The 25410-nt window shown below is 68.0% G+C and carries 28 protein-coding genes and 1 pseudogene; 18 read left to right on the forward strand and 11 right to left on the reverse strand.

Going from position 1 to position 25410, the window contains the following annotated elements; genetic code table 11:
* Positions 1-10: 10 nt before the first annotated feature.
* Positions 11-724, reverse strand: a complete 714-nt coding sequence (locus NDI86_RS01875; RefSeq protein WP_310898696.1) for a HoxN/HupN/NixA family nickel/cobalt transporter — start codon at positions 722-724, stop codon at positions 11-13.
* A gap of 232 nt (positions 725-956) precedes the next feature.
* Between NDI86_RS01875 and NDI86_RS01880 the strand changes: the two are divergent.
* The 3 genes and pseudogenes from NDI86_RS01880 (at position 957) to NDI86_RS01890 (ending at position 3998) form a co-directional block, all read left to right on the forward strand.
* A pseudogene (locus NDI86_RS01880) lies at positions 957-1417 on the forward strand (histidine kinase).
* 36 nt (positions 1418-1453) lie between these two features.
* Positions 1454-2584, forward strand: coding sequence for a M20 family metallopeptidase (locus NDI86_RS01885; protein ID WP_310898697.1), 1131 nt, complete (start codon positions 1454-1456; stop codon positions 2582-2584).
* 118 nt (positions 2585-2702) lie between these two features.
* On the forward strand, positions 2703-3998 hold the full coding sequence (locus NDI86_RS01890; RefSeq protein WP_310898698.1) for an endonuclease/exonuclease/phosphatase family protein: 1296 nt from the start codon (positions 2703-2705) through the stop codon (positions 3996-3998).
* 17 nt (positions 3999-4015) lie between these two features.
* Here NDI86_RS01890 and NDI86_RS01895 read toward each other — a convergent pair whose 3' ends face one another.
* The gene (locus NDI86_RS01895) at positions 4016-4270 is read right to left on the reverse strand and encodes an Ig-like domain-containing protein (RefSeq protein WP_310898699.1); all 255 of its coding nucleotides are present in this window, start codon (positions 4268-4270) and stop codon (positions 4016-4018) included.
* A gap of 361 nt (positions 4271-4631) precedes the next feature.
* On the opposite strand from NDI86_RS01895, the gene NDI86_RS01900 reads away from it, so the two are divergent.
* From NDI86_RS01900 to NDI86_RS01910, 3 genes are all read left to right on the forward strand, one after another.
* On the forward strand, positions 4632-5894 hold the full coding sequence (locus tag NDI86_RS01900; RefSeq protein ID WP_310898700.1) for a PQQ-binding-like beta-propeller repeat protein: 1263 nt from the start codon (positions 4632-4634) through the stop codon (positions 5892-5894).
* A gap of 84 nt (positions 5895-5978) precedes the next feature.
* Positions 5979-7529 (forward strand): carboxypeptidase M32, encoded by a 1551-nt coding sequence (locus NDI86_RS01905; RefSeq protein WP_310898701.1) that lies wholly within the window; start codon positions 5979-5981, stop codon positions 7527-7529.
* Positions 7530-7611: 82 nt separating this feature from the next.
* Entirely contained in the window at positions 7612-8598 is a 987-nt protein-coding gene (locus NDI86_RS01910) for a methyl-accepting chemotaxis protein (protein WP_310898702.1), read from the forward strand.
* A gap of 37 nt (positions 8599-8635) precedes the next feature.
* On the opposite strand, the gene NDI86_RS01915 is transcribed toward NDI86_RS01910, so the two are convergent.
* A complete protein-coding gene (locus NDI86_RS01915; RefSeq protein WP_310898703.1) occupies positions 8636-9187 on the reverse strand; it encodes a DUF3592 domain-containing protein in 552 nt (183 codons plus the stop codon).
* A 143-nt stretch (positions 9188-9330) separates the two neighbouring features.
* Here NDI86_RS01915 and ubaA point away from each other — a divergent pair, with 143 nt between their 5' ends.
* Entirely contained in the window at positions 9331-10137 is an 807-nt protein-coding gene (gene ubaA / locus NDI86_RS01920) for an SAMP-activating enzyme E1 (protein ID WP_310898704.1), read from the forward strand.
* A 75-nt stretch (positions 10138-10212) separates the two neighbouring features.
* The gene (locus NDI86_RS01925; protein ID WP_310898705.1) at positions 10213-10578 is read left to right on the forward strand and encodes a DUF5658 family protein; all 366 of its coding nucleotides are present in this window, start codon (positions 10213-10215) and stop codon (positions 10576-10578) included.
* A gap of 19 nt (positions 10579-10597) precedes the next feature.
* Here NDI86_RS01925 and NDI86_RS01930 read toward each other — a convergent pair whose 3' ends face one another.
* Positions 10598-11509 carry an ABC transporter substrate-binding protein gene (locus NDI86_RS01930; protein WP_310898706.1) on the reverse strand — a complete coding sequence of 304 codons (912 nt, stop codon included), beginning with the start codon at positions 11507-11509 and terminating at the stop codon, positions 10598-10600.
* Between the two features lie 91 nt (positions 11510-11600).
* Here NDI86_RS01930 and NDI86_RS01935 point away from each other — a divergent pair, with 91 nt between their 5' ends.
* The 4 genes from NDI86_RS01935 (at position 11601) to NDI86_RS01950 (ending at position 14456) form a co-directional block, all read left to right on the forward strand.
* Entirely contained in the window at positions 11601-12083 is a 483-nt protein-coding gene (locus NDI86_RS01935; protein ID WP_310898707.1) for an RNA-binding protein, read from the forward strand.
* A gap of 91 nt (positions 12084-12174) precedes the next feature.
* Entirely contained in the window at positions 12175-12534 is a 360-nt protein-coding gene (locus NDI86_RS01940) for a cell division protein SepF (RefSeq protein ID WP_310898708.1), read from the forward strand.
* Between the two features lie 81 nt (positions 12535-12615).
* Positions 12616-13560 carry an ABC transporter ATP-binding protein gene (locus NDI86_RS01945; RefSeq protein WP_310898709.1) on the forward strand — a complete coding sequence of 315 codons (945 nt, stop codon included), beginning with the start codon at positions 12616-12618 and terminating at the stop codon, positions 13558-13560.
* 122 nt (positions 13561-13682) lie between these two features.
* Positions 13683-14456 carry an ABC transporter permease gene (locus NDI86_RS01950; protein WP_310899636.1) on the forward strand — a complete coding sequence of 258 codons (774 nt, stop codon included), beginning with the start codon at positions 13683-13685 and terminating at the stop codon, positions 14454-14456.
* Positions 14457-14687: 231 nt separating this feature from the next.
* Here NDI86_RS01950 and NDI86_RS01955 read toward each other — a convergent pair whose 3' ends face one another.
* Both NDI86_RS01955 and NDI86_RS01960 read right to left on the reverse strand, forming a co-directional pair.
* Entirely contained in the window at positions 14688-15080 is a 393-nt protein-coding gene (locus NDI86_RS01955) for a DUF5611 family protein (RefSeq protein ID WP_310898710.1), read from the reverse strand.
* 38 nt (positions 15081-15118) lie between these two features.
* On the reverse strand, positions 15119-15970 hold the full coding sequence (locus tag NDI86_RS01960; protein WP_310898711.1) for a DUF7093 family protein: 852 nt from the start codon (positions 15968-15970) through the stop codon (positions 15119-15121).
* Positions 15971-16114: 144 nt separating this feature from the next.
* Here NDI86_RS01960 and NDI86_RS01965 point away from each other — a divergent pair, with 144 nt between their 5' ends.
* The 3 genes from NDI86_RS01965 (at position 16115) to NDI86_RS01975 (ending at position 18068) form a co-directional block, all read left to right on the forward strand.
* Positions 16115-17059, forward strand: a complete 945-nt coding sequence (locus tag NDI86_RS01965) for a PKD domain-containing protein (protein WP_310898712.1) — start codon at positions 16115-16117, stop codon at positions 17057-17059.
* 4 nt (positions 17060-17063) lie between these two features.
* Entirely contained in the window at positions 17064-17705 is a 642-nt protein-coding gene (locus NDI86_RS01970; RefSeq protein WP_310898713.1) for a hypothetical protein, read from the forward strand.
* A 69-nt stretch (positions 17706-17774) separates the two neighbouring features.
* A complete protein-coding gene (locus NDI86_RS01975; protein WP_310898714.1) occupies positions 17775-18068 on the forward strand; it encodes a DUF6432 family protein in 294 nt (97 codons plus the stop codon).
* Here NDI86_RS01975 and NDI86_RS01980 read toward each other — a convergent pair.
* Positions 18065-19237, reverse strand: coding sequence for an MBL fold metallo-hydrolase (locus tag NDI86_RS01980; protein WP_310898715.1), 1173 nt, complete (start codon positions 19235-19237; stop codon positions 18065-18067). The two genes, NDI86_RS01975 and NDI86_RS01980, sit on opposite strands and share 4 nt — an antisense overlap.
* Before the next feature lie 70 nt (positions 19238-19307).
* Here NDI86_RS01980 and NDI86_RS01985 point away from each other — a divergent pair, with 70 nt between their 5' ends.
* Positions 19308-19922, forward strand: coding sequence for a transcription antitermination protein (locus tag NDI86_RS01985; protein WP_310898716.1), 615 nt, complete (start codon positions 19308-19310; stop codon positions 19920-19922).
* 1 nt (position 19923) lies between these two features.
* Here NDI86_RS01985 and NDI86_RS01990 read toward each other — a convergent pair whose 3' ends face one another.
* Entirely contained in the window at positions 19924-21537 is a 1614-nt protein-coding gene (locus tag NDI86_RS01990; protein ID WP_310898717.1) for a hypothetical protein, read from the reverse strand.
* Positions 21534-22265, reverse strand: coding sequence for an ABC transporter ATP-binding protein (locus NDI86_RS01995; protein ID WP_310898718.1), 732 nt, complete (start codon positions 22263-22265; stop codon positions 21534-21536). Before NDI86_RS01995 ends, NDI86_RS01990 begins: the two co-directional genes overlap by 4 nt.
* Before the next feature lie 104 nt (positions 22266-22369).
* Between NDI86_RS01995 and NDI86_RS02000 the strand changes: the two genes are divergently transcribed.
* Entirely contained in the window at positions 22370-22714 is a 345-nt protein-coding gene (locus NDI86_RS02000; protein ID WP_310898719.1) for a winged helix-turn-helix transcriptional regulator, read from the forward strand.
* Between the two features lie 19 nt (positions 22715-22733).
* On the opposite strand, the gene NDI86_RS02005 is transcribed toward NDI86_RS02000, so the two are convergent.
* The gene (locus tag NDI86_RS02005) at positions 22734-24047 is read right to left on the reverse strand and encodes an RNB domain-containing ribonuclease (RefSeq protein WP_310898720.1); all 1314 of its coding nucleotides are present in this window, start codon (positions 24045-24047) and stop codon (positions 22734-22736) included.
* Positions 24048-24192: 145 nt separating this feature from the next.
* Here NDI86_RS02005 and NDI86_RS02010 point away from each other — a divergent pair, with 145 nt between their 5' ends.
* A complete protein-coding gene (locus NDI86_RS02010) occupies positions 24193-24762 on the forward strand; it encodes a hypothetical protein (RefSeq protein ID WP_310898721.1) in 570 nt (189 codons plus the stop codon).
* 244 nt (positions 24763-25006) lie between these two features.
* Here NDI86_RS02010 and NDI86_RS02015 read toward each other — a convergent pair whose 3' ends face one another.
* Positions 25007-25291: a DUF7562 family protein gene (locus NDI86_RS02015; RefSeq protein ID WP_310898722.1), complete on the reverse strand. Its 285-nt coding sequence runs from the start codon at positions 25289-25291 to the stop codon at positions 25007-25009.
* Positions 25292-25410 lie beyond the last annotated feature (119 nt).

The raw sequence follows: 25410 nt of genomic DNA on the forward strand, positions 1-25410 counted from the left end.
TGTCAGCACCTCAGGCAAGCACGGTGACGCCGTCGAGCAGGAGCGACCCGGCCAGGGCGGTGACGGCGACGCCGGCGACGAGTTTCGCGACGGCGTGGGCTCGGCTGTCCCATCCCCTCGTCGCCCCGAAGGCCGCGCCCGCACCCGCCCCGACGGCGCTCATCGTCGCGGTGATTGCCACGGCGTAGGTGAGTACCGCCAGCGCGACGACGCCCCCGCCGTAGTCGGGAAACAGGGTCGCCGCGAACACCATCATCGACACCGGCGGCGAGAGGGTAAACAGCGCGCCGACGAGGCCGGTCCTGAGATAGGACGCAGCGTCGTGGCCGTGGTCGGTGGCGTCGAACCCGGTGAGGCGAACGTACGGGTGGCTGTGGCGCCGGTCGCCGTGGTCGTGTGCGTCGGTCCGGACCACGCTCCGCAACCCGCCCAGTGCCATCGCCGCGCCGAGCAGGCCGAGCACGAGGCCGACCCCGACGGTCCCGGCAGCGTCGACGACGGCCGGGAACGAGGTCCGCCCGAGCAGGACCCAGGCGACGGCGAGCCACGCGACGACCAGGGCGATATGGCCGAGGCTGAAACACGCGCCGGCCAGCGCCGAGAGCCGCGAGTCGCCGTACTCGCCGGTCAGCGACGCGATGCCGGCGACGTGGTCTGGCTCGACGGCGTGGGTCACGCCGAGCAGCCCCGCGGTGGTCACCGCGGCGGCGACGGTAGCGGTCATTACCCCCAGGTCGACGGTGACCGCCCTGAAGCTTTCCGTTCCGGTGACCGAACCCACCCACGGGAACATGCCGGGCAGAAACCACCTGCTCGGCAATACCTGCTGGCCGACTCGAATACCCCTGACTGGGAAGGCGTCGTTCTGTTCTATACTTCAAGCTACCGTGCTCGTGCGGTCCGCTCGCGGTTTCAGGTTGGCTACTTGACACCTCCTCGCGCTATCTCCGACTGCAATGGCAACCGACACGCAGTCTGTGACCGACACCGGCCTCGCCCTGCCAGACTGGCAGGCCGGTGTCGTCGGTGGTATCGCCGGGGCGGCCGTGATGGCCGTCCTCGTCTCGATTATGAACGCGGCGGTGCTGGCTGGGGCGATTCCCGCGCTGTACGGCCTCTCGGGCGGGGTCGCCGGCTGGGTCGTCCACCTCTCACACGGCGCGATACTGGGGGTCGTCTTCGCGGCGCTCGTCGAGATGGTCTACCCGGGCGAGCGCTCGGCCGCGACAATCGTGGGCCTGGGGCTGCTCTGGGGCGTCGTCACTGGGTCGGACTCGCGGCGCTGGTGATGCCCCTGTGGCTCTCGGCCGTCGGCTTCCCGATGGCGCCGCCGTTCCCGAACGTCGCGCCCCCGAGCCTGCTGTGGCACCTCGCCTACGGCGGCGTCCTCGGCGTGGCCTACGCCGGCCTGCGGTAAGCCAAGACCCAAACCCGCGGGGGCCCTCCCTCGGGTATGGACGTCGTCTCTCTCACCGAGGAACTGGTGGCGATTCCGAGCCACGAGGACGAGACGGTCGCCGGCAACTTCGTCACGGCGTGGCTCCGCGAACACACCGACGCGGCGGTCCACAACGACACACACGGCAACGTTATCGCCCGCAAGGGGTCGGGAGAGGCGTCGCTCGCGCTGGTCGGCCACCACGACGTGGTGCCGCCGGACGAGTCACAGGTCGACGACGACGGCGGGTACGTCATCGAGCGCCGCGAGTCCGAACGCAGTGCGGACTCGAATCGTGCGAGCGGGAGTGAAACGACACGCGAGCGCCTGTACGGCCGCGGCACCGCCGACATGAAGGGGTGTCTGGCGGCCGCCATGCTCGCTTTCGCCGACGCGGCACCGACGGACGGCGAACTCGTCTTCGCCTCCTTCGCCGGCGAGGAACGGGGCGGAGAGGGGTGTCAAGCCGCCATCGACGACGGGTTCGAGACCGACTACGCCGTCGTGGTCGAGGGGTCGACGGGCTACTCCGCGCCCGGGACTACCGACGTGGCCGTCGCTCACAAGGGCCGGCGGGGCTCGACAGTCGTCGCCGAGGGCGAGGCGGCCCACGCCAGCGAGGTCGACGCCGGCGAGAACGCCATCTACCGGGCGACCGACGCGGTCGATATCGTCCGCGACCTCGACGTGCCGACGACCGAGGTGCTGGGGCACGACCTCCGGGGCAGCGTCGCAGTCACCGAAATCGAGGGCGGTTCGGCCTGGAACGTCGTCCCGGAGCACTGCGAGGCGACCGTCGACGAGCGCACCGTCCCGGGGGAGCGAGCGCCGCTGGAGCGGGTCGAAGACGTCGAGGGCGTCACGCTGCGGGTCGACCAGGACCTCCCGCCGATGGCCTGTGGCGACGCCGACTTCGCCGACACGGTGCTGGACGCCGCGGCCGCGGCCCAAGACGCGACGCCCGAACACGTCGTCAAGCCCCACGCGACCGACGCCGGGTGGCTCGCCGCCGCGGGCACCGACTGCGTCGTCGTCGGCGCCGCCGAACCCGGCGAGGCTCACACCGACGACGAGAGCGTCTCCGTCGACGTGCTGGACCGCTGCCGGCGTATCTACGACGGCGTCGTTACCGAGTGGCTGGGCTGAGCGGAGTGCCGCGGTGACCGCCGCCCCGGAACCCGCGGTGCTGGACCGCGGCGACACGCCGTCAAGAATGGTATGGCGACCAACATTATTTCCGTCGGCCCGCCGCAGTCTCCCCTGTATGCGTTCGCCGGACACGAAACAGTCGCCGGTCACTCGTCGGGCCCTGCTCGCCAGCACGGCCGGCGTCGCCGCCGGAGTCGTCGGCACGACCGGAACAGCGGCCGCCCAGTCCCCGACCGCGACGGTCATGACACAGAACGCGTATCTCGGCTTCGACGTCGCCGAACTGCTACGGGCGGAGTCACTGGCCGAGGTACGGTCGATTACCGGCGGGTTCCTCGACGGCATCGAGCCCGCGCTGTACGCGGCCCGCGCCGACAGCATCGCCGCGGCGGTCGAGAACAGCGACGCGGACGTGGTCGCCCTGCAGGAAGCGGTGCTGCTTCGACGCCAGCAGCCGGGGGACTACGCCACCGATTCGAGCGCGGCGGCCGCCGACGTGGTGGTCGACCTCCTCGACCGGGTCCGGACGGCACTGACCGAGCGGGGGCTGGACTACGCCGTCGCCGCCGAGTCGGTGGCCAACGACTTCGAGCTGCCCGCCGAGACCGACGACGGGCCGGTCGACCTCCGTATCACCGACCGGGACGTGCTCCTCGTCCGGAGCGACCTCGACACCGGCGAGCCGGTGACGGCGACCTACGACGCCAGCCTCGAACTCCCGATACCCGAGAGCGACCGGACGCTGCCCATCACCCGCGGTTACGGGGCGGTCGACGTGACCGTCGGCGGCGTCGACCTCCGGGCCGTCTCGACCCATCTGGAGTCGGCCGCACCGCAGTTCCGACGCCGGCAGGCGCGAGAGCTGCTCGACGCGCTGCCCGCGGGGCGGCCGGTGGTCGTCTGTGGTGACCTCAACAGCGCGCCCGGGGAAGCGGCCCACGACGTGTTGACCCGCTCGCTGACCGACCCGTACGCCGAACTCCGGCCCGACGCGAACGGCGCCACCTGCTGTCAGGCCAAGGACCTGCGCAACGAGGAGTCGCTGCTCGACCGGCGCATCGACACGCTGCTGTACCGCGGCCCGGTCACGCCGACGGCCATCCGCAGGGTCGGCTACCAGCCCAGCGACCGGACCCCGGTCGAGGTCGGCGGGGAGACGGTCCGCGTCTGGCCCTCGGACCACGCCGGCGTCGTCGGCACGTTCGACCTCTCGGGGTCGGGGCCGTCTCCGGCGACAGCGTCTCGGACCGCGCCGGGCACTGCCACGACGCGGCCCGGAACGCCGTCGGCCGGCCCGCCGTCGTCCCCGTCGACCGCGACGGGTGCGTCCGGGTCCGGTTTCACTGCCGGCTCGGCCATCCTCGGGGTACTGGCGGGCGCCGGGGCGTGGCTGCACCGCCGGACGCAGTGACGGGCGTCGAACCTACGTCAGCCGCTCTGGAGGAGGAATTTGATGTTCTCGGAGCCGTCGACGAGCACCCACAGCGGGGCGAGTTCCACGGTCGGGTCCGCCCACTCGTACGTCTCCGCCGGGCCGTCTTCGACGGTCACGTCGACGGTGTATCCGTCGTTCGTCGGTAGTTTCGAGCGATTCACTGGACTGACGGTGTCGCCCGGCGCAATCTGTAGCGTTCTGTCCGTGTGCGGTTCTTCGGCGCCGTCCGGCGTGATAGTGACCGACACTGTCATCGGCTTCTCGGCCGCGTTGTGGGCGTTGACGTCCGTCGCCCCGGTCTGGTCCCAAAGCGCGGTACCCCCCCTCCGAGATGCCTGCGAGACCCGTGGCCGCCGCCAGCGTCGCCACGAAACGCCGTCGTCGCACGTCCGTCGGTGAACTGGCTCGCATTATCCGATATGGCTGTCGACCACATGCCGTTTGACATCGCTAACAATCCCGACGTAGTCACCCGTGGGTCGGCGTGACGCCGGCGGTCGCCCGCTGGACAGCGCCCCGTTTCGAGACCGCCGCGACACGGGTGAACTGTCTCGATTCCCGGGGTGTCCCCCAGAAGACATATTATACTGTCATCGGGAGTCTCCGGAGATGCCTCCCCGAAGCCGTAGAGCCCTCCTCCGGGCCAGTGCCCTCACCCTCGGCGGCCTCCTCGCCGGGTGTTCTGGCGATAGCGGGCGGTCGACCCCGCCCTCGACCGAACCACCGGCGGCGACCCCCGAACAGTTCCCGCCGCCCGAACCGACGCCGGGTAGCCCACAGAACCCGGAACCGATGCCGACGGAAACGGAGTGGACGCGGTTGCAGGCCGACAGGGGCAACACGGGTCACCTGTCGGACGTGACGGCCGTCACCGGGGAGCCCGATGTCTACTGGGCGTTCTACGTCTCCTCCTCCCCGCCAGTCGTCGCCGACGGCAGCCTCTACATGACCGAGTCCAGGGAAGGGCGCACAGTCGTCGCTCGCGACGCGGCTACCGGCGAACTCCAGTGGACGACCGCCGTCGACGGTGGCGCCACGGGGATGCCGTGTGTCTCGGGCGAGACGGTTCTCGTCCAGAGCTACGGGCACCTCTCCGGCTTCGACCGTCGGAGCGGCGACCAGCTGTGGCAGCGGTCCATCGGCCGTGGACCGCCGGGCTGTCCCGTCGTCGTCGACGACGTGGCCTACCTCGCCAACGGGGCGTTCAGCGAGTGGTCGACTGAAATCTTCGCGTACGACGTCTCGACGGGCACACGACAGTGGCGAACGACGCTCGAAACCGACGAGCTACGTCTGGACGGCTCCGTGGCGGTCGGCGACGACTACGTCTTCGTCGTCGCCGGCGATATCGTCGCGTTCGACACGACCGACGGGCGTGAGACATGGCGAACGGAGCTGGACGCCCCCGCCGAGACCACGCCGACCGTCACCGACGACACGGTGTACGTCACCGACAGCGGTGGTACGCTGCACGCGGTCAGGACGGCAGACGGCAGCGAGCGCTGGACCGCTGTCGTCGGCGAACCGGAGCCCGGTACGGCGGCCGCCATCGCCGACGGCGAGGTCTACGTCGGAACGAAATCGGGGCTGTATTCGTTCACGGCGACCGGCGAGACGCGCTGGGAGTTCGACCTCGCCGAGGCGACGACGCCGACCGTCGATACGGACGCCGTGTACGTCGGCGAACGTGGGTTCCGCAATCGAACGGTGTACGCGGTCGCTCGTGCGGACGGGAGCGAGCTGTGGAGGTACACCACCGACGAAAAGCAGGTCTCGGACACCATCCAGGCGGGCGTCCGTGGCCCGCCGACCCCGGTCGAGGGTGGTCTGTACGTCGTCGCTGCCGACGGGATACGCGCGTTCGGCCGCTGACGCCGCGAACTCCGACCCGCCGTCGGTGCCGGGAGCCTTTCCGGCGGCAACGCGTCTTTAGGCGCTCCGGTCTAACCCCCTGCCATGGCAACGACGACCGAGGAAAGCGAGACCTACGAGCAGTTCCTGGAGCACGTCCGACAGCTCCACTACGTCGGCGACGCCGGCAGCGTCCTCCAGTGGGACCAGCAGGTGATGATGCCGAGCGGCGGCACCCCGGCCCGCGCGAAGCAGTCCTCCGCGCTCTCGACGCTGCACCACGACCTGCTGACCGACGACCAGCTGGGCGAGTGGCTGGACGAACTCGACGATGCGGACCTCGACGACGAACAGGAAGCGGTCGTCCGCGAGGTCCGTCGTGACCACGAACGCGCGGTACGGGTCCCCTCCGACCTCGTCGAGCGCATCTCCGAGGCCTCCTCGAACGCCTTGCCCGTCTGGGAAGAGGCCAAGGCCGAGGACGACTTCGAGCTGTTCGCCGACACGCTCGAAGAGATGGTCGAACTCCGCCGGGAGTACGCCGCCGCAATCGACCCCGACCGGGACCCCTACGAGGTGCTGTTCGAGGAGTACGAGCCGTACCTGGGCATCGACACCGCCGAGCGGGTCCTCACCCGCCTGCGGGAGGAACTGGTCCCGCTCATCGACGACATCGACGACAGCGACGTGACGCTCGCCGACCCCTTCGAGGTCTCCGCGAGCGACGCGAGCGGAGGCTCGGAAGACCGACGGTCTTCCGGTGGGACCTACGACGACGACACCCAGCACGAACTCGTCGAGGCCGCACTGGACACGCTCGGCTACGACTGGGACCACGGCCGCCTCGACACCGCGCCCCACCCGTTCTCGACGGGGACGCAGTTCGACGCCCGCGTCACCACCCGCTTCAAACCGGACGACCCGATGGACGCCGTCGGCTCGACCATCCACGAGTTCGGCCACGCCACCTACACGCTCGGGCTCCCACAGGAGCAGTACGGCACGCCGCTCGGGGACAACCGGGACCTCTCGGTCCACGAGTCACAGTCGCGCTTCTGGGAGAACCACGTCGGCCGCTCCCGGCCGTTCTGGGACCTCTTTACCAAGACGGCAAACGACCACCTGGGGACCGACGCGACGCCCGGAGAGTTCTACGAGGCGGCAAACACCGTCCACTCGGACAACCTGATTCGCGTCGAGGCGGACGAGCTCACCTATCACATGCACATCGTCCTCCGCTTCGAAATCGAGCGCGACCTGATTCGGGGTGACCTCGCCGTCGAGGACGTCCCGCAGGTCTGGAACGAGAAGATGGAAGAGTACCTTGGCGTGCGGCCCGACACCGACGCCGAGGGGTGCCTGCAGGATATCCACTGGACCAACGGCGCCATCGGCTACTTCCCGACCTATACGCTCGGGTCGGTGCTTGCCGCCCAGCTGGACCACCACCTCCGGGCCGACGTGGGCGACGTGGACGGGCTCGTCCGCGACGGCGAGTTCGACCCGATTCACGACTGGCTCACCGAGAACGTCCACCGCCACGGCGCCCGCTACGAGACCGACGACCTCGTCCGGGCGGCCACCGGCGAGTCCTTCACCGCCGACTACTTCCTCGACTACGTCGACGAGAAGTACCGCGACCTCTACGACTGCTGATGTGAATTCGGCGGTGCGATTTTCATCGCTGATACCACTAGGCATATCGCTTTTTATGCATCACTCCTTTGCAGGTCATGTCATGGCCGAATCCGAACTCGGGACCACGGACGTCGCTGCCAGCGCCGACATAGAGGACGATATCGACGCCGACATAGAGGACGACATCGCCGAGGACATCGACAGGCAGGCCGGCTACGACCACGAGGCCGCGAGCGAGATTCAGACGCTGCTGGCCGACCTCGAAGATTCGTCGGTCGACATCGCCCAGGAGACGGCCGAGATACGCGAGCGGACGGCCGAACAGTACGAGGGGATGGCCGAGGTCGCCAGCGAGGTGTCGAACCTCTCGGCGTCGGTCGAGGAGATAGCCTCCTCCTCGGAGGAGGTGTCGGCGGCCTCGCGCGAGGCGACTGAACTCGCCGAGCGCGGGCAGGACAACGCCGAAGACGTCCACGAGGCGATGGAGGCCATCCAGCGGGCCGCGGACAGCGTCGCACAGGACGTCCGGACGATACAGCAGAGCGTCCAGGAGATAGACGAAATCGTCGACGTCATCAACGACATCGCCGACCAGACCAACATGCTCGCGCTGAACGCCTCCATCGAGGCCGCCCGCGCGGGCGAGGCCGGCGAGGGGTTCGCCGTCGTCGCCGACGAGGTCAAATCGCTCGCCGAGGAGTCCCAGCAGCAGGCGACGACCATCGAGGGGATGATAGACGGCATCCAGGACGACACGGAGAACGCCGTCGCGAGCCTCGAAACGAGCAACGCGGAGATAGACGACGGTATCGAGACCGTCGAGGAGTCGACTGAGATTCTCTCGGACATCGGCGAGGCCGTCCGCGAGGTCAACCACGGCATCGAGGAGGTCGCCACCGCCACCGACCAGCAGGCGGCTTCGACCGAGGAGGTCGCCAGCATGGTCGACCAGGCGACCGACGCCGCCGAGGTTATCGCCGACTCGACGGCCGACATCGCCGACGAGGCCGAGGGCCAGACCGACCAGATAGCCGGTATCAACCGGAAGATGGACGACCTCGTCGCGGACCTTCAGGCCGACGGCTGAGACGGCCGTCCGGCGGTCGCGTTCACCGGCCGCGCGGTCAGGGCAGCAGTTCCCGGGCACGCGCCTCCGCCCGCGCCTGATACAGGCCGACGGCCCCGACCAGCGACACGGCGAGCCCGACGAAGAAGGCGCCGGTGGGCTGCCCGGACCGGGAATCTTCGAGGAACGCCGCCCCCGGCGCGTCCGGGTCGACGTACGCGGGCACGCGCTGGCCGACCGCGTACGCCGACACGCGCTCCTGTGCGGTCGCTCTGTCCTGGTACTGCGGTTGCGACTGCCCCGGATACAGTCTGTTCGACGTGTAGGTGGTCCCCTGGTACTCGTACCGGAACGTCACGACCGGGACGTACGCGTCCCTGCCCCGCGACGCCGTCACCTCTTCGACACCGGTTTCGGTGACTTCGGCGGTTACCTGGACTCTCCCGTCCAGGGCGGCGGAGTCCGTCACGTACGAGTAGGCCCCGACGCCGACGATACCGAGACCGACCAGCAGGACGAAGGCGCTCATCGCCGTCCCCGGCTTCGGCGGCTGGACGGGCAAGCCCATGCCGCTCCGTCGCCCACGGTCGCGCTCCCCACCACTACTCATATCCCGACTTGGTGGCCCAGGGGAATAAGCCTCGGCCCCTCGACAGGTGCGACACGCGAGTGCGGCGGCTGATACCGCCGTCCGTCGTCGGCCGCCGTGGCCGCATCCCGTCGTTTATATCCGGCGGTAGCCAACACGGCGCTATGCGACCGGACCTGGACCCGGAACAGCTCGACCGCTACTCCCGTCACATCATCATGGACGACGTGGGCCCGGGGGGACAGGCGGCGCTGCTGGACACCGACGTGCTCGTCGTGGGCGCGGGTGGGCTCGGGTCGCCGGTCCTGCAGTATCTCGCCGCCGCCGGTATCGGCCGCCTCGGTATCGTCGACGACGACCGCGTCGAGCGGTCGAACCTCCAGCGGCAGGTCGTCCACGCCGACAGCGACGTGGGCCGGCCGAAAGTCGAGAGCGCCCGCGACTTCGTCACCGACCTCAACCCCGACGTGCGCGTCGACACGCACGAACTGCGACTCGCCGCCGACAACGCCGCCGCCCTCGTGGCCGACTACGACGTCGTGGTCGACGCCTCCGACAACTTCGCCACCCGGTTCCTGGCCAACGACGCCTGCACGCTCGCCGGGGTGCCGTTCTCCCACGGCGCCGTCTTCCGGTTCGAGGGGCAGGTGACGACGTTCACCGGCGAAGGGCCCTGCTACCGGTGTCTGTTCCCGAAGGCCCCGCCCGCGGGCACCGTCCCGGACTGCTCGACGGCCGGCGTGCTCGGGGTGCTCCCGGGAACTATCGGCTGTCTGCAGGCCACCGAAGTCTGCAAGCTCGCGATGGGCTACGGCGAGACGCTGGACGGTCGACTGCTCGCGTTCGACGCCGGGTCGATGTCGGTCGACGAGGTGCCCGTCGCGCCGAACCCGGACTGCCCGGTGTGTGGCGACGACCCCGCAATCGACAGCGTCGCCGCGGCGAGCTACGAGGGCCGCTGCGAACTGTAGCCGATTCTCACCGCCGATAACTGGTGGCGGACGTTTACATCGGAGAGGATGCAGGTTCCAGTCAGAGCCTTCTCAATGTCCACTTCGTCACCACCCGGTCTGCTGGCGCGGCTGCGACGCCCCGGCTACGTCGAACTCGTCTTCGCCGTCGTGTTCGTCTGGGGGACGGGCGACCTGTTTTCGACCCTCGCCGCGTTGCACTTCACCGGCGTCTGGGCCGAGGCGAACCCGCTGATTCGGGCGCTGCTGGTTCAGGACCCACTGTTGGTCGTCGCACTGAAAGGCGCCGTCATGCTGGTCGTGGGACTCACCCTGTTCAGATACCGGACGGCCGTCGAGCGACTGCCGCGGTGGCGGCTCGTGCTCGGCGGGCTCGTCGGAGCAGGCACGGGCATCGTCGTCGTGAATCTCTACGTGGCACTCGCGGCCGCGCAGGTCTGAGCGCGTTCCGACGCCCTTCTCACGCCCGCAGCGGCGCCAGTTCGACCACCGCGTCGCGGGGCGGCGCGTCGAACAGGTCGGGGTGACACAGCGCAGCCAGATACTCCAGCGTGTCGACCAGCCGCGGCCCCGACCGGTTCACGTAGTGGTGGCCGTCGACGACGTACGCTTGCCCCTCGCGCACTGCCCGGAGGTCGTCGAAGCCGGGCCGCTCGGTCAGGTCCGCGAGGTTCTCGCGGGTCTGGTCGATGTCGAAGCCACACGGCGCGGCCACGAGCACGTCGGGGTCGTACGCCGTCACCTCGGCCCACTCGCGGGGCCGGGAGTGCGCGCCGCGCTCGGCCATCCCGTACGCCCCGCCCGCCAGTTCGACCATCTCGGGTACCCAGTGGCCGGCGACCATCACCGGGTCCAGCCAGTCCAGCACGGCGACGCTGGGCGTCTCGCTCGCCCGCGCGGCGGTCGTCTCGACGGCCGCCACGCGCTCGCGGAGAGTCGCGACGAGTTCGGTCGCCCGCTCGTCGCGGTCGACGGCCGCGCCGACGCGGTGGGCGCTCTCGAAGAGGTCCTCGAGGCTGTGGACGTCCAGGGTGAGTACCTCGGCGTCCAGTCCGAGTTCCGCGACGGCCGCCTCGACCAGCACGTGGTCGACGGCACAGACGTCACAGACCCCCTGGGTGACGATTACGTCGGGGTCGACGGCGGCGAGGGCCTCGCGGTCGACGGCGTAGACGCCGTCGCCGTCCTCGGCCTCGGCGACCTGTTCGTCTATCTCGCTGCTCGACGCCTCGGGGTCCACCCGCGAGCGGTTGACCGAGGGCTGCTCGCGGGCCGCCGGCGGGTAGTCACACTCGTGTGAGACCCCGACCGGTTCGACCCCGAGCGCGTAGACGATTTCCGTGGCGGACGGTAGCAGAGTGACGACGCGCATGCGCTCGCTACGGCCGCCCGGACCTAAAGACTCCGCGTCCGGTCAGCCATCGTTCGTTACGCTTACCCCCTACGGCCGCCCAGTCGGTCGTATGAACGTCAAATCCCGCCACCACCTCCGTTCCGACGCGGTCGACGACATCGCCGACGCGCTCGCGGACAACCTCGGCGTCGAACTGGCCGCCGACAGCTTCGAGAAAGTCGAGTTCGAGGACAGCGACTGGGACGTCGTCCTCGTCGACGGGGAGCCCTATGTGCTATACGTAGCAGACGACGAGCCGTTCCTGACGGTCCAGGGCGCCAACGCCCACCCGCCCGAGAAACACGTCGTCACCGTCGACACCGGTGCCATCTCCTTCGTCTCCGACGGCGCCGACATCATGCGCCCTGGCATCACCGATGCCGACGACGACATCGCCGAGGGCGACCTCGTCGCCATCAACGAGGAGGCCCACGGGAAGTTCCTCGCCATCGGCCGGGCGATGGCCGACGGCGGCGACATGGTCGGCGACTCGGGGAAAGTCGTCACGTCAATCCACCACGTCGGAGACGACCTCTTCGAGTTCTCGGTGTAGGTGACTCACCGACGTAGCTGTCGGTCGGATTTCCCGCCAGAGTATCATGTCTGACGTAAACTTGAAACCGGTAGCGCCCGCTCTGCGTGATATGGGACTCATGAGCAAGATTCTCGGCGAGTCGGGGCCGTCCCGGAAGACCGAGGACTACGTCGAACTGAACGCGGACGACTTCGACACGTCGAGCGTCGAGTCGGAGCGCCAGGTGCGCATCGCCCGCATCAGTGGCTCCGCCGACGTCATCGACATCAAGGACGCCGTCTACGACGGCGATATCGTCGTGGCCGACATCACGCGCCACTCCACCCAGGACCGGACGATGGAACACATCAGCGACGAACTCAAGCAGGTCGCCGACGAGGTCGGCGGCGACATCGTCCAGAAGGACGACGACCAGCTCATCATCACGCCCGCCGGGGTCACCGTCTCGCGGGACCGCCTCGGCCAGTAACACGCGCGTCACCGGCTGACACGGGGGTTACGGGCGAGGCGGTTCAACGTCCTTTTCGGTGTCGGCCCGGTAGCTGTGGTGATGACCGACCCGGCGATTCGAACACGCGAGTTACGCAAGAACTACGGCGACGTACAGGCCCTGGACGGACTGGACCTGACCGTCGACCGCGGCGAGTTCTTCGGGCTGCTCGGTCCCAACGGCGCGGGCAAGACCACCTTCATCAACACCCTCGTCGGCCTCGTCCACAAGGACGGCGGCACGGCCGAGGTCTTCGGCTTCGACGTCGAGGACGACTACCGGGAGGCGCGGGACCGCATCGGCCTCGCGCCACAGGAATTTAACGTCGATAGATTCTTTCCCATCTCGGAGGTCTTGGAACATAAGGCCGGCTACCACGGTATCGGCGGCGAGGAGGCCCGCCGACGGGCCGAGGAGGCGCTGAAGACGGTGGGCATCTGGGACAAACGCGACACCCGCTTTGACTGGCTCTCCGGCGGGATGAAACGCCGCTTCGTCCTCGCACGCGCCCTCGTCTCGAACCCGGACCTGCTGATTCTGGACGAACCCACGGCCGGCGTCGACGTCCAGCTCCGCCACGACCTGTGGGATATAATCAACCGGATGAACGACGCGGGCACCACCATCTTGCTGACCACCCACTACATCGAGGAGGCCGAACGGCTCTGTGACCGCGTCGCCATCATGGACAGCGGGCGAAAGGTCGAAGTCGCCGCCCCCGACGACCTGATGGCCAGAGGGACGGACACCATCGACATCGGGCTGGCCGACCCGCCACGGACCGCGCCGCGTCTCGACGTCGACGGCGTCACCGAGGTGGCCGTCACCGACGACGGCCTCTCCGTCACCGCGGCCGGGGGGAGCCAGACCGCCCCAGCGCTCATGCGCGCCCTCGAACGGCAGGGCCACACCGTCACCTCGCTGGACATCCGCCGGGCCTCCCTCGAAGAGGTGTTCGTGAACCTGACGCGCGACGACCGCGAGTTCGCGGAGGTGTCGGCGTGAGCCGCGACGGCTCCTCGGACGCCAGTACCGAGCCACTCGCCGACGGCGGCACGGGGGCGACCACGACGACCAGTCCCGCCTCGACCGACCAGCGCGGCGCGCCCTCCGGCCTTCGCGCCCGGCTGGTCGGTCTCTGGACGCTGCTGCACCGCGAGATTCTCCGGTACGTCCGCCGGCCGCGCAACACCTTCCTCCCGCCGATGATAACGAACGTGCTGTACTTCACCGTCTTCGGCGTCGTCCTCGGGGAGCGCATCAGCGGCAGCGACCCCAACGCCTTCGGCGGCGCGGGCTACATCCTCTTTATCCTCCCCGGCCTGGTCGTGCTGGGGATGATATCGAACGCCTTCGAGAACGCCTCCTTCTCCATCTTCCACGGGCGCTGGAACGAGTATATCCACGAGGTGCTCACGTCACCGCTCTCGCACACGGAGATGGTGCTTGCCTACGTCGCCGCCTCCTCCCTGCGGGGCATCGTCGTCGGCTGTATCATCTGGGGCGTCGGCCTCGTCTTTACCCCCGTCACCGTCGCCAACCCGTTCTATCTCGCCGCCTTCATGCTCGTCATCCCGACGCTGTTTGCCGCCTTCGGCGTCATCGGGGGCCTCTGGGCGCGGGACTTCGACTACCTGACGGTGATGAACCAGTTCATCATCCGCCCGCTCGTCTTCTTCGGCGCCGTCTTCTACCCGCTGTCGGCCCTGTCTGGCATCTGGCGGGACGTGACGCTGCTGAATCCGATGGTGTACATGGTCAACGGCGTCCGCTACGGCGTCATCCCCCAGGCGACGGCTCTCTCGCCGAACCGCTCGCTGGCCGTCCTCACCGGGTTGACCGTCGTGGTCGTCGCCGTCGATATCGCGCTTGTCAAGCGCGGCTACGGGCTGGTGGACTGACGGCTCACGACGCCGGCGAAAAGAGAAGTGGACGTGCCAACGGTTGCCGGATTGGGGCCGCTTCCGGCGGAGCGGACAAACTATGACAGGGGGACGACCCCGCAGGGGCGCGGGTTCGTCGGTGGTCCGGATACTTCCGTTCGCCTCCGGCGGGGCGTGTGTGAACGTATGTCACGACGCTACTTATGAATGTCGGCAGCGTATCGTCGAAGATAGCGAGGAACGCGTCGGCTAAACGTTGTCGGGCGCGTCGGCGTCGTCCTCGACGTCACGTTTCAGCGAGTCGCGGCGGGCCTTGGCGTCGCGGCCGGTCGCCTCCTCCAGGAAGTTGTTCTTCTTGCTGACGGCGTCTTCGGCGGCATCGACGTGGCCCTCGGCGATGACCTCCTCGGCCGGGCGCTCGTCGATGTGCAGTGCGAGTTTGTCCTTCTTGCTCCCGTACGAGACGGTACCGGCGACGACGCGCTCGAAGACCGGGTTGTCGGGTTCGTCGACGACGAAGAGGTCACTCCCGTTGTGTTCCTCCGTCCCAGTTATCGAACCGAAGTACTCCTCGACGAACGCTTCCATGTCAGGGACGCGGTCTTCGAGGTGCTCCCCGCGTCGCATCTTGTACTCTCGCATGGGCGTCGTTTTGCAAGGCGCCGTCTTACCCTTTGCGTTCACTCGGCGCTGTTGACCAGCGCGCCCTTGTGACACTCGGGGCAGAAATCGCCCGCCCGCAGCGAACTCGAGGCCACCTCGGTCGAGAAGTCACACTCCGGACAGCGGAACTCACCGTTCGGGACCGTCACGGCGGTCCCGCCGAACGGTTCGACCTCCGAGGCGTCCTCGTCGTCCGCTCCGCCCGTCTCGGGCGCCCAGTCGTCACCGTCGTCGTCCGGCTCCTCGGGCCACTCGCCCGGCAACCGGTCGTCGGTCGGGTCCTCGTCCTCGTCGTCGATGATGACGCCGTCGTCTGACTCCGGGTCGCTCGCGACCGCCGCCTCCTCGGCGTCCAGCGGCGGCTCGTTCTCCTCGGCCTCCGCTATCGACACCTCGGTCGACGGGTTCTCCAGTTCGCTGTCGGCCCCCGCCGGAACGCCGTCATCGTCGTCGATAATCTCCGCGTCGTCGGCGTCGGGGTCCACGGCGCCGGCGGCGCCGTCGTCCACCTCGTCGCTTCCGGCCGTCGCCGACTCCGCTTTGTCCGCCTCCGTGCCACCCGTTTTTGCCGGGTCCGCGCTCTCGTCCACCGTCGCCTCGGTCGCCGCCCCGTCGTCGGCTGGCGCCCCATCGTCAACTGGCTCGTCGGCCGTCGCGTCACCGTCTTCGAGCATGTCCCCGGCGATATCCGACGGCGTCTCGATGGCCGTCACCTCCTTGTTCTCGGAGACGACACGCGTCTTCCCGCAGCGCTCGCAGGTCTCGCGTTCCTGAATCGTGATGACGACCTCGCTACCCTGTTCCTCCCGCTCGCGTTCGACTTCCGCCGCACCGTACTTGTGCCCGATGACGGAGCATTTGAGACCCATTGTCACTCAATGTTGCCGTGTCATACTTAAACCCTGCCCGTCGGTTGCCGGCGGTGACGCCGCCCTTTCCGCCGGTTCCACGACGTTCCTTTCCGATAGCTCGTCCCGTAATTTTATAGTGGATACCGCCCCAAGTGGCCACCAATGCGTCCGGGTACTTGGCTGCTGGTCGCGGTCACGCTCGTGCTGGTCACGACGGGCAGCGCCGCGGCGGCGGACAACACCGCGCCGCTGGCCGACGCCGGCGTCGACCAGACCGTCGCGGTCAACTCGACCGTCTATCTCGACGCCAACGGCTCGGTCGACCCCGACGGCCAGATTGCGAGCGTCGCTTGGGCTATCGAGACGCCCGGCGGCGGGACGGTCTCGCCCGCGTGTGCGGACTGCCGCCGGACCGAGTTCGACGCCACCGCCGTCGGCCAGTACACGGTCACACTCACCGTCACCGACGACGACGGCGCCACCCGCTCGGACACGCTGTACGTCACCGCTTCGACCCCGGGCGGTCCCGACGTCTCGCTGTCCGGGCCGAGTTCGACGGCGCCAGAGACCGACACGACCTTCACCGCGAACGTGAGCCACGACGACGCGTCGCTGCAGACGCTCACGTGGCTCGTCAACGGCAGCGTGGTCGAGCGGAAATCCCTCGACGGCGCGACGGCGAACGTCTCGCTCACCCACTCGTTCGACAATTCCGGTGAGGTCACCGTCCGCGCGGTCGTCTACGATACTATTGGGGAACGCGGAAGTGCCAGCCATCAGATGTCGATAGATCGTGACCGCTACACTCCCCACCGATGTTTCGACGGGTTCTGTGGAAATGGCTCGGACAAAACATATAGTAGAGATGGGAAAGTTACAATTGTCGAGACTAATGGACAAGACGGCCTTCAAACGAGTAGTGGTCGTCTTGCAGGCTACTTAGGCGGTATCAACAAACAGAGTGTTACTGCAGAAGACGACAAAAACACCCCTAACTCAATTGAAATTCTCACAGCTGTGGTTGATACTACTACAGAAGAAAATTTCGAAACTACCTCATCAAGCCAAGAATTTGAACCTGCTGATGTTTTAGGTAATACTATTTAAAGCTATGACTAAAAAAATAAACACCAATTCGTTATTAAAAATACTTGTCTGTTTAATAATAGTCCTATCGGGATGTAGCTCGATTTCTCAAAACGACGGACCTTCCACTCCATCTGTACAGACTGACTATGAGAGTAAAATAACAACGGGAACTGATTCTCGAGACCCATCAGATAATTTGCCTGAGAGATCAGCCAATGGAAATAATAGTACGAATCTGAATAAAACGGAAAAAATTAGCGTATTCGCGAATACTTATCAAGAATACATAAATAATAGCCAAGGTGTTAATATAATCACTTACTCAATAAGTGATGATAATAATAGTGTCACTATCAGATATTTCATTAATAATAGCTGGCCAGTAGCAGAAGATATCCGGTTAGCATTATCTTATGTAGCGCATGCTAACGATTACAGCGGTGACACATTTGCTTCAGTCACTGATAGCTTCATACCACAGAGAATTAATTATGTTGGGGTGCTTAAATCGAAACAAGAAGTCTATTCTTATAGATATATCAACAAAAGTATGGTAGATAACTATCGACAAAATAAATGGAATAAAACTCAATATGTGCTGTCATTTTATGATACTGTTACATACGGTCCAGCAGCTAATTCCTCAGTGGAACGGATTGAATAGCGGTACAGTATGTTCAATTAGGATCATTCGAGGGACAAAGCCAAGAGCCAGCCGGGTTTAGGGAGTGGTATGAGAGCGAAGCCGGAGTACCGCAACCGGGACGAGACGGAGGTTGTGGTGCTCGACGCGCTCGCGGACCGTCACCAGGAGGGGATGACGGTGTTCGAGATTCGCTCGCGAGCCGACGTCACCATCGACCAGATAGAGGACGCGCTGGCCGCGCTCAAAGACGACGACCTCATCGTCGTCGAGCGGGACGACGAGCGGACACTCATCCTCCCCGACGAGGACGTGGTGGGGCCGGAGACGAGCGAGGACGACGTGTCGCTGCTGGAGCAGCTCCGCCGGCGACTGCCGTTCTAGAGCGGCGCCGCCGCGCAGTTGTTCGGGCCGAGTTCGAGTTCGAACGCGGTGTCGTCGTCGGCGGCGTCGGTGCCGAGGTTGATGGCGACGATGCGCTCGAAGTTGGCGGGTCGGGGCGGGATGTCGCCACAGATGCGCTCGACGAACGTCTCGCGGTCGAGGGCGAGCGCAGGGAGGCGGTCCCGTAGCTCGCCGAGCCGGGCGGTGTAGGTCCCGTCGGCCGCGGGTTCGGTCGTCTCGGCGCGGTGGCCCGGCGCGACGAGCGTGTCCTCGGGGAGGGCGGCGAGGCGTTCGGTGAGCGTCTCGTAGAGCTCTCGCGCCAGTTCCGGCGCGCCGTCGTCGCCGGCTTCGAGGTCCGGGCGGGCGACGCTCTCCAGAAAGACGCTATCGCCAGCCAGCAGCGTCTCGCCGACGCGGAATCCCGTCATGCCGGTGGTGTGGCCCGGCAGGGGAACGGCGTCGAGCGTCGTCGACCCGACCGACAGCGAGCCGTCGGCGGGGAGTTCGGTCACGTCGAACGAGACGCCGCGGTCGACGGCGCGGGCGGGGACGACCGGTTCGACGCCGTGGTCGGCCGCGAGGTGGGCGACCCCGCTCACGTGGTCGGCGTGGACGTGGGTGTCGACGGCGTAGCGCAGCGTCGCGCCGTGGTCGGCGGCGTCCTCGACGTAGCGGTCGGTAAAGGCCCGCAACGGGTCGACGACGGCGGCCTCGTCGCCGCTGACGACCAGATAGGAGAGGCAGCCGGAGGCCGGACGCTCGTACTGCAGGACGGTCACCGAGTCGGTCGGGAGTCGGTGGGCCTCGTAGAGTCGCGCCCACCCCTCCATCCCGTCGGCGAGATTGCGCGCGTCGACGCCGTGCTCGACCAGTAGCCCGGCGACGAATGCGCTGGCCTCGCCGCGGGCACAGACGGCGGTGATGGGGCCGTCGCCGTCGATGTCGTCGAGGAGGCCCTCGACGTCGCCGGTCACCTTCGCCTGCAGGAACTTCGCGAACGGGAGCTGGGTCGCCGAAACGGTCGGCCCGTCGATGTGCCACGCCTCGAACTCGTCGCGGTCGCGGACGTCGAGCAGTCGGACGGAGTCGCCCGCGTCGAGCCGTTCTTTCAGCGTCGCCGCCGAGAGCGAGGGATGCTCCGTCGGCGGCTCGGGTGGATTCTCGACCATATCGGCGAGAGGCGCTCGGCGCCGATAAATCGGGCGGAGGATGTATGGCCCGAGCGCCCCTGCTTGGGGTATGGACGCCGCTGACACCATCGAGGCTGTCGAGGAGGCGACGACCACCGAGCGAAGCCGCATCGGCTCGGACAAGGCACTCATCGCCGCGACGGGCGCGAACCTGGAGGCCGACGCTATCTGGACGGCGGCGGCGACGCGGGAGGCCGGCCTGCGCGACGGGCTCGAGGGCTGGGCGGGCGACGCTCGTGAGAGCGACCTGGACGCTGTCGCCGACGCGTTCGACCGTGCCACGTCGGCCGCGGGCGACCGGGCCGAACGTATCGACGCCGCGCCGGGGGACGCCGACGCCCTCTCGGCCCACCTCGATACCGTCGACGGTACTTCGGAGCGCGTCGGCGCCGGACTCGTCGCCCCGGCGCTGGTGCTCGACCGGTTCTACCTGCAGGTCGTCAGCTTCTTCGTCAACGAGGCCGAGGAGGGCAGCGCCGACGTGGTCCGGGACTTACGCAGCGGGGCGAGCGACCTCGGCCCGGCCCGTGACGCGCTCGCGGCGCTCGACGAGTCCGGCCGCGAGCGGGCACGCGACGCGGCCGTCGAGGCGGTCGGCGTCGCCTACCGGGAGTACGCCGACGCGCTCGAATCGATGGGGCTGGACCCGAAGCCGGTCTGCTGAGTTACTCCAGCCGATACGTGCCCACGCGGTTGGCGGCGTAGAGGTACCCCATCGGCGCGGCGACGGCGGCGAGCAGGAGCGTCGCGGTGACGCCCCCGACCAGCAGCGCGGCCGTTCCGACCGGCACCAGCGAGGGGGCGAGTGTCGACACGGCGACGGCGCCGGCGCCGGGGGCCGCGACGGTACCGAGGACGGCGAGGTAGAACCCGAAGGCGAAGCCGCTCGGGACGGTCACCGACTTGCCACGGACCGTCGACGCCTCGAACTTCGGGAAGATGACGCCCGCCGCGGCGGCGACCCACGGGGCCGCGAGCGTCGCCACCAGCGCGGTCGTCACTGCGGCCGCGAGGGTCGCCGGTGGCGTCCCGGCGGCCAGTCCGAACCCGACGACGAACAGCGTCGCCAGCCCGACGCCGGGGAGCAAACCGGCCAGCGCGAGCCCGGTGACGAACTGTCGCCCGGAGACGTCGGCCGTCAGCGTCAGCGGCAGGACCCGCTCCTCGCCGCCCAGCGGATTGAGGGTGAAGGCTGCGCCGGCGGCCGCGGCGGTCGCCAGCCCGGCGGTCAGGGGTAACGTCGGCGGGACGGTCCGCTCCAGCAGGAGCGTCTGGAGCTGGACGACCAGCAGGAACGCCGGCGCGACGGCGAACTGGACGGTCAGGGGGGCGCGTCTCGCCCGGCGCCAGGACTTCCCCGCGACGACGCGGGTGGCCGTCGACACCCGCCCCGCGAGCAGTCGGTCCGACAGCGACCGGCCGTCGGCGTCGAACTCGTGGTCGGGCTGGACCGCGTCGCCGTACCACACCCGCTCGGCCAGCCAGAGACAGGCGAGCCCGGCGACCGGGAGGCCCCCGAGCACGACGGCGGCGGCGACAGCGGCGGCCAGCGGCGCGGCCCCGACCGACGGGACCGCGAGCAAGACGAGTTCGCCCAGCCACGACAGCGGCGAGTTCGTCGCGGCCCGCAGCAGCGCCAGTTGGACGCTGTCGGTCCCCCAGGCCACCAGCCAGGCGAGCACGATTCCCAGTGAGGCGAGGCCGCCGAGGACGGCCCGGTGGCGGGCGACGAAGGCCGAGCGGGCGACGACCAGCTTGAGGCTCAGTCCGACAGCGTAGCTCGCGAGCAGCCCGAACAGGACGACCAGCACGCTCGTCGCCATCACCGCGAGTCCCAGCAGGGGCAGCCCACTCCCGACGGTCACGCCGACGGTGAGCGCGGTCAGCGGGAGCGCGGCGACCGCGAGCAGGCGGCCGAATTCGGCGGCCAGCAGCCCCGCGAGGGCGTCCTCGTAGCGGACGGTCGTCAACAGCCCGTCGGCGGCGTCGGGCTCGCCGGTCCGTTTGACGGTCCGCTGGAGGACGACGAAGCCGGTCAGTCCCAGGAGCCCGACCACGATGCCCGTCGTCGCGAGCCTGACGTCGCCGGGGGCTGCGGTGCGGATTTCGCCGCCGCCGAGGTAGGCCATCGCGCCGATAGCGAGGCTGTACAGCGGCACCATCACCAGCCCGCCGAGAACCAGGAGGATTCCTCTGTTGCTGGCCCGAAGCGAGCGCCACGTCCGACGCAGTTCGACCCGGGCGATACGGCCGGCCCGGTCGCGGTCTGGCCAGTTCATCGTGGCTCGCTCGTCACTTCGAGGAACACGTCCTCCAGGGTCGACCCTGTCGCGACGCCCTCGGTCAGTTCGGCGGGCGACCCCTCGGCGACGAGTTCGCCGTCGTAGAGAACGCCGACGGTGTCGGCCAGTTCCTCGACGACCGGGAGGATGTGCGTCGAGAGGAAGACGGTGGTGTCGGCGGCGGCGACCTCGTCGATGGTCGCCCGGACGGTGCGGGCCGCCCGCGGGTCGAGCCCGCTCGTCGGCTCGTCCAGAAAGAGGACGTCGGGCTCGTGAACCAGCGCCTGGACCAGGCCGAGCTTCTGTTTCATCCCCTTCGAGTAGGTCTCGACCCGGCGGTCGGCGTCCTCGGCGAGGTCGAACCGCTCGAGCAGCGACTCCACCCGGTCCCAGTCCTCGTGGCCGCGCAGCCCGGCGATGTACTCCAGTTGCTCGCGGCCGGTGAGTTCGTCGTACAGCGGCGGCTCCTCGGGGAGGAAACCGATGTGTTCGACGACCGCCCCCCGGTCGCTGACCGGCTGGCCGGCGACGTGTGCGGTGCCGGCCGTCGGCGTGGTCAGCGTCGTCAGGATGCGGATGGTGGAGGTCTTTCCGGCGCCGTTGGGCCCCAGGAAGCCGAAGACGCTGCCGGCGTCGACGGCGAGGTCGAGACCGGCGACGGCGACGGCGTCGCCGTATCGTTTCCGTAAACCGTCCGTTCGAATCGCGGGGGTTGGAGGGCTCACGTCCCCACACGCGGCCGTGCGGGCCAAAGCGTTTGTCCATCGGCCCGTAGCTATATTACTTGCCGACTGGAACGCGGGAACATGAACGGGCACGGGAACCCGCCATGACTGGGAAGGGGAATCCGACGAGTCTCTACGCGCGCGGTGAGTCGCTCCAGCGGGCGACCGCCATACTGGGGAAAAAGTGGCATCCGCTGTTGCTCTACACGTTGCTGACGGAGGGCCCACAGGGGTTCAACGACATGAAGAGCCGCGTCGACGGCATCTCGGACAAGGTGCTGTCGGACGCGCTCGAGGACCTGCAGGACGCCGGGCTGGTCGTCCGCGACGTGGTCGAGGACAAACCCGTCCGGGTGAACTACTCGCTGACCGCCGCCGGCGAGGACCTCGAACCCATCATCGAGGGGCTGCTAGAGTGGAGCCACGAACACCTCGGCGAGGACGGCTAACGGAGTCGACGACCGCGGCTCACTCCTCGTCGACGACTTCCAGCCCGCGGTTGTTCACTGCCGACGGGTCCAGGCCGACCTCTTCGAGGAACTGCTTGTACTCGCGTTCGCACTGCTCGGCGTCCTTCTGGCGGTCGCTGGCGCGGTCACACAGCGCGACGAGGTCCTCCGGCACGTCGTTCGTGTAGACTATCCAGTGGTTGATGAGGTCGGAGAGGCGCCGGATGGGCGAGGTGAAGTGGCCGTATATCTCGAAGTTCAGCGCGTGGTGGCCGCCGAACGGGTCGTTCATGTACTTCGCGCGGGGCATCACCTTCATCACGGCCCACTGAATCTTGTCGAGCTGGCGCTTGGGGGCGTCTTCGAGCGTGGCGTTGACGGCCTTGCGCGGGTCGTCCCACGCCGACCCCGGGATGGAGACGCCGTCCAGTTCCTGAATCTCGACGAGCGCCTCGTCCCACTCGTCGGGGCTTGGCTGGGGGTGGACCCGGTACATCGCCTCGACGCCGCGGGACCACATCAGCTCGTGCGTGACGGCCTTGTTCGCTTTCAGCATGCACTCCTCGATGATGGTGTGGGCGCGGTCACGAGCGGGGTTCAGGACGAGCGACCCCTCCTCCTTTCGCTGTTCGTGCATCCGGTCGGCAAGCTCCCAGACCAGTTCGGTCTTCTCCGCGAGGTCGACGTCGGGGTCTTCGAGCAGGTCGTCGGCGCTGTCGGGGTCGTCCAGCAGTCGCTCGGCCTCCGTGTAGGTCAGGCGGGCGTCGCTCTCGATGACGGACTTGTAGATGTCGATGGACTCGTAGCCCAGGTTCTCCTTGTCGAGGTGCATCTCGACCGTGTGGGCCAGTCGCTCCTCGTTGGGCACGAGCGAGCAGACGGTCTCGGCCAGCACGGGCGGGAGCATGTGGATGGTGTAGGCCGGGAGATAGACGGTGTTGCCCCGCTCGACGGCCTCGTCCCACATCGCCGTCTCCGGGTTGACGTAGTGGGTCACGTCGGCGATGTGGACCCAGAGGACGTACTCCTCCTCGCGCTCCTCGACGGAGATGGCGTCGTCGAAGTCCTGGGCGTCGATGGGGTCGGTCGTCCACGTGGTCATCTCGCGGAGGTCACGGCGTTCGTCTCTCTCCGCCTGTATCTCGGCGTGGACGTCCTCGGTTCGCGCCTCGGCCTCTTCTAGCACTTCGGGCGGGAACTCGTCGCGGATGCCGAACTTCTCGAACAGCTCCTCGCGCTTGTTCGCGAGGTGGCGGGCCATCTCCTCGTCTATCTCGACGGGGCCTTGCCCTTCGGCGGTGCCGGCCGCCGACTGGGCGTCTTCTGCAGTCATGCCCCCGGCTACGCCCAGGGTGTAGTTAGGGCTGTCGGGGTGACCGACGCGACGCGTCTCTCTGTGGCGCTTTCCGGCGCCGCCGCGGCTTGCGACGGCCAGCCACAGTTAGAAGCCGCTGTCGAGTGTCTGTCGACTGGAGACAATGTCTTCCAGTCACCGACCAGCACATCGGGAGCGACGAACGGAGACGCGGCTCCCGGCGCGTGCGCGACTCGTTCGGGCGGTCGCCCGGGGCGCTCTCGGGGGGCTCGCCGCGACGGCAGTCATGACCGTCTATCGCCTCCCCGTCTTCCGGGGGCTCCCCCCGACAGCCGAGTTCTGGGCGCGGTACGTCGGCGGCGGCGACGTCGACCAGCACTTCGTGCCCGGGCTGGTGTTGCACATCCTCTACGGTATCGTCGGCGGTGCCGCCTACGGGCTGCTGGCCAGTGTCCCGACCGTGGACGACCACACCGAGTCGGAGCGTGTGAGCGTCCTGCGCGGGCTCGTGTACGGGCTCTGTCTCTCGGCGTTCGGTTCGCGCGTCGTCTTCGTCCGCCTCCTCGGCCGCGAGCTCCAGTCCGAGGACGCGCTGGTGTTCCACGTCGGCCACGCCATCTACGGCGTGACACTCGGCACCTTCGTCGCCGCCAGCGAGTCTCCCGGCGACGTCTACCGCGAGAGCCGGCGGACGCGACCGGACACTGACAAGCAGCGACGGGAGTCGGGCTAGCGGTCACGGCCATGACGATTATATATCGCGTTATATGATTTATCGGTGTTCCGTCCACCGATAGCCGAGGACTCCTCTCGTAGACGATAAATGGTCTCAGAACACCGATTTCGCGGGTCTCGGTACGGTCGACGGCGCACGGTCACCACATCGGACGCCCGCCGGCCCCGGAAAGCAGTTCGGGCGGGCCCGTCGCGGGCCAGGGGGCGCTCACTCCGGCCGACGGCCGCCACGAAACGACCGTTCACTCCCGCTCTACGTTCCGGTCGCCCGCCAGCTCCCGGAACTGCCGCAGGAAGGTCTCCCGGTCGGTCTCACCGGCCTCGGCCGCCGCCAGCGTCGCCTCCAGTCCGTCGCGTGGCTGGCGGCAGGTCTCGGTGAAACACGCCTTGCAGAGATACTCGAAGCTCTTGTCCTGGCGGTCCCAGCGGTCGCCGTGCTTGTCGTACTCGCGGGCGTCCGACCGGGGACACTCCGCCCCACAGGCGATGCAGGTCACCGTCTCCCCGCCGCGCCGGGACCCGAACATAGACCGTAGTAGTGACTGACAGGATAAATCGTTTTCCGAGCGGGCAAGCGAGTCGGCGTCTACTTGGCAGCGAATCGGGCCACACGACCGGTCGGAGACTCGGTGGGTCGGCGGGCCGG

Source organism: Haloarcula onubensis (assembly GCF_031624605.1).
In the GTDB taxonomy this organism is placed as follows: Archaea; Halobacteriota; Halobacteria; order Halobacteriales; family Haloarculaceae; genus Haloarcula; species Haloarcula onubensis.

What these genes read in the sequence shown, in the direction of transcription:
- NDI86_RS01875 (WP_310898696.1), bottom strand. Translation starts at nt 724, where the DNA reads ATGACCGCTACCGTCGCCGCCGCGGTGACCACCGCGGGGCTGCTCGGC.
- NDI86_RS01885 (WP_310898697.1), top strand. Translation starts at nt 1,454, where the DNA reads ATGGACGTCGTCTCTCTCACCGAGGAACTGGTGGCGATTCCGAGCCAC.
- NDI86_RS01890 (WP_310898698.1), top strand. Translation starts at nt 2,703, where the DNA reads ATGCGTTCGCCGGACACGAAACAGTCGCCGGTCACTCGTCGGGCCCTG.
- NDI86_RS01900 (WP_310898700.1), top strand. Translation starts at nt 4,632, where the DNA reads ATGCCTCCCCGAAGCCGTAGAGCCCTCCTCCGGGCCAGTGCCCTCACC.
- NDI86_RS01905 (WP_310898701.1), top strand. Translation starts at nt 5,979, where the DNA reads ATGGCAACGACGACCGAGGAAAGCGAGACCTACGAGCAGTTCCTGGAG.
- NDI86_RS01910 (WP_310898702.1), top strand. Translation starts at nt 7,612, where the DNA reads ATGGCCGAATCCGAACTCGGGACCACGGACGTCGCTGCCAGCGCCGAC.
- NDI86_RS01915 (WP_310898703.1), bottom strand. Translation starts at nt 9,187, where the DNA reads ATGAGTAGTGGTGGGGAGCGCGACCGTGGGCGACGGAGCGGCATGGGC.
- ubaA (WP_310898704.1), top strand. Translation starts at nt 9,331, where the DNA reads ATGCGACCGGACCTGGACCCGGAACAGCTCGACCGCTACTCCCGTCAC.
- NDI86_RS01925 (WP_310898705.1), top strand. Translation starts at nt 10,213, where the DNA reads ATGTCCACTTCGTCACCACCCGGTCTGCTGGCGCGGCTGCGACGCCCC.
- NDI86_RS01930 (WP_310898706.1), bottom strand. Translation starts at nt 11,509, where the DNA reads ATGCGCGTCGTCACTCTGCTACCGTCCGCCACGGAAATCGTCTACGCG.
- NDI86_RS01935 (WP_310898707.1), top strand. Translation starts at nt 11,601, where the DNA reads ATGAACGTCAAATCCCGCCACCACCTCCGTTCCGACGCGGTCGACGAC.
- NDI86_RS01940 (WP_310898708.1), top strand. Translation starts at nt 12,175, where the DNA reads ATGGGACTCATGAGCAAGATTCTCGGCGAGTCGGGGCCGTCCCGGAAG.
- NDI86_RS01945 (WP_310898709.1), top strand. Translation starts at nt 12,616, where the DNA reads ATGACCGACCCGGCGATTCGAACACGCGAGTTACGCAAGAACTACGGC.
- NDI86_RS01955 (WP_310898710.1), bottom strand. Translation starts at nt 15,080, where the DNA reads ATGCGAGAGTACAAGATGCGACGCGGGGAGCACCTCGAAGACCGCGTC.
- NDI86_RS01960 (WP_310898711.1), bottom strand. Translation starts at nt 15,970, where the DNA reads ATGGGTCTCAAATGCTCCGTCATCGGGCACAAGTACGGTGCGGCGGAA.
- NDI86_RS01965 (WP_310898712.1), top strand. Translation starts at nt 16,115, where the DNA reads ATGCGTCCGGGTACTTGGCTGCTGGTCGCGGTCACGCTCGTGCTGGTC.
- NDI86_RS01970 (WP_310898713.1), top strand. Translation starts at nt 17,064, where the DNA reads ATGACTAAAAAAATAAACACCAATTCGTTATTAAAAATACTTGTCTGT.
- NDI86_RS01975 (WP_310898714.1), top strand. Translation starts at nt 17,775, where the DNA reads ATGAGAGCGAAGCCGGAGTACCGCAACCGGGACGAGACGGAGGTTGTG.
- NDI86_RS01980 (WP_310898715.1), bottom strand. Translation starts at nt 19,237, where the DNA reads ATGGTCGAGAATCCACCCGAGCCGCCGACGGAGCATCCCTCGCTCTCG.
- NDI86_RS01985 (WP_310898716.1), top strand. Translation starts at nt 19,308, where the DNA reads ATGGACGCCGCTGACACCATCGAGGCTGTCGAGGAGGCGACGACCACC.
- NDI86_RS01990 (WP_310898717.1), bottom strand. Translation starts at nt 21,537, where the DNA reads ATGAACTGGCCAGACCGCGACCGGGCCGGCCGTATCGCCCGGGTCGAA.
- NDI86_RS02000 (WP_310898719.1), top strand. Translation starts at nt 22,370, where the DNA reads ATGACTGGGAAGGGGAATCCGACGAGTCTCTACGCGCGCGGTGAGTCG.
- NDI86_RS02005 (WP_310898720.1), bottom strand. Translation starts at nt 24,047, where the DNA reads ATGACTGCAGAAGACGCCCAGTCGGCGGCCGGCACCGCCGAAGGGCAA.
- NDI86_RS02010 (WP_310898721.1), top strand. Translation starts at nt 24,193, where the DNA reads ATGTCTTCCAGTCACCGACCAGCACATCGGGAGCGACGAACGGAGACG.
- NDI86_RS02015 (WP_310898722.1), bottom strand. Translation starts at nt 25,291, where the DNA reads ATGTTCGGGTCCCGGCGCGGCGGGGAGACGGTGACCTGCATCGCCTGT.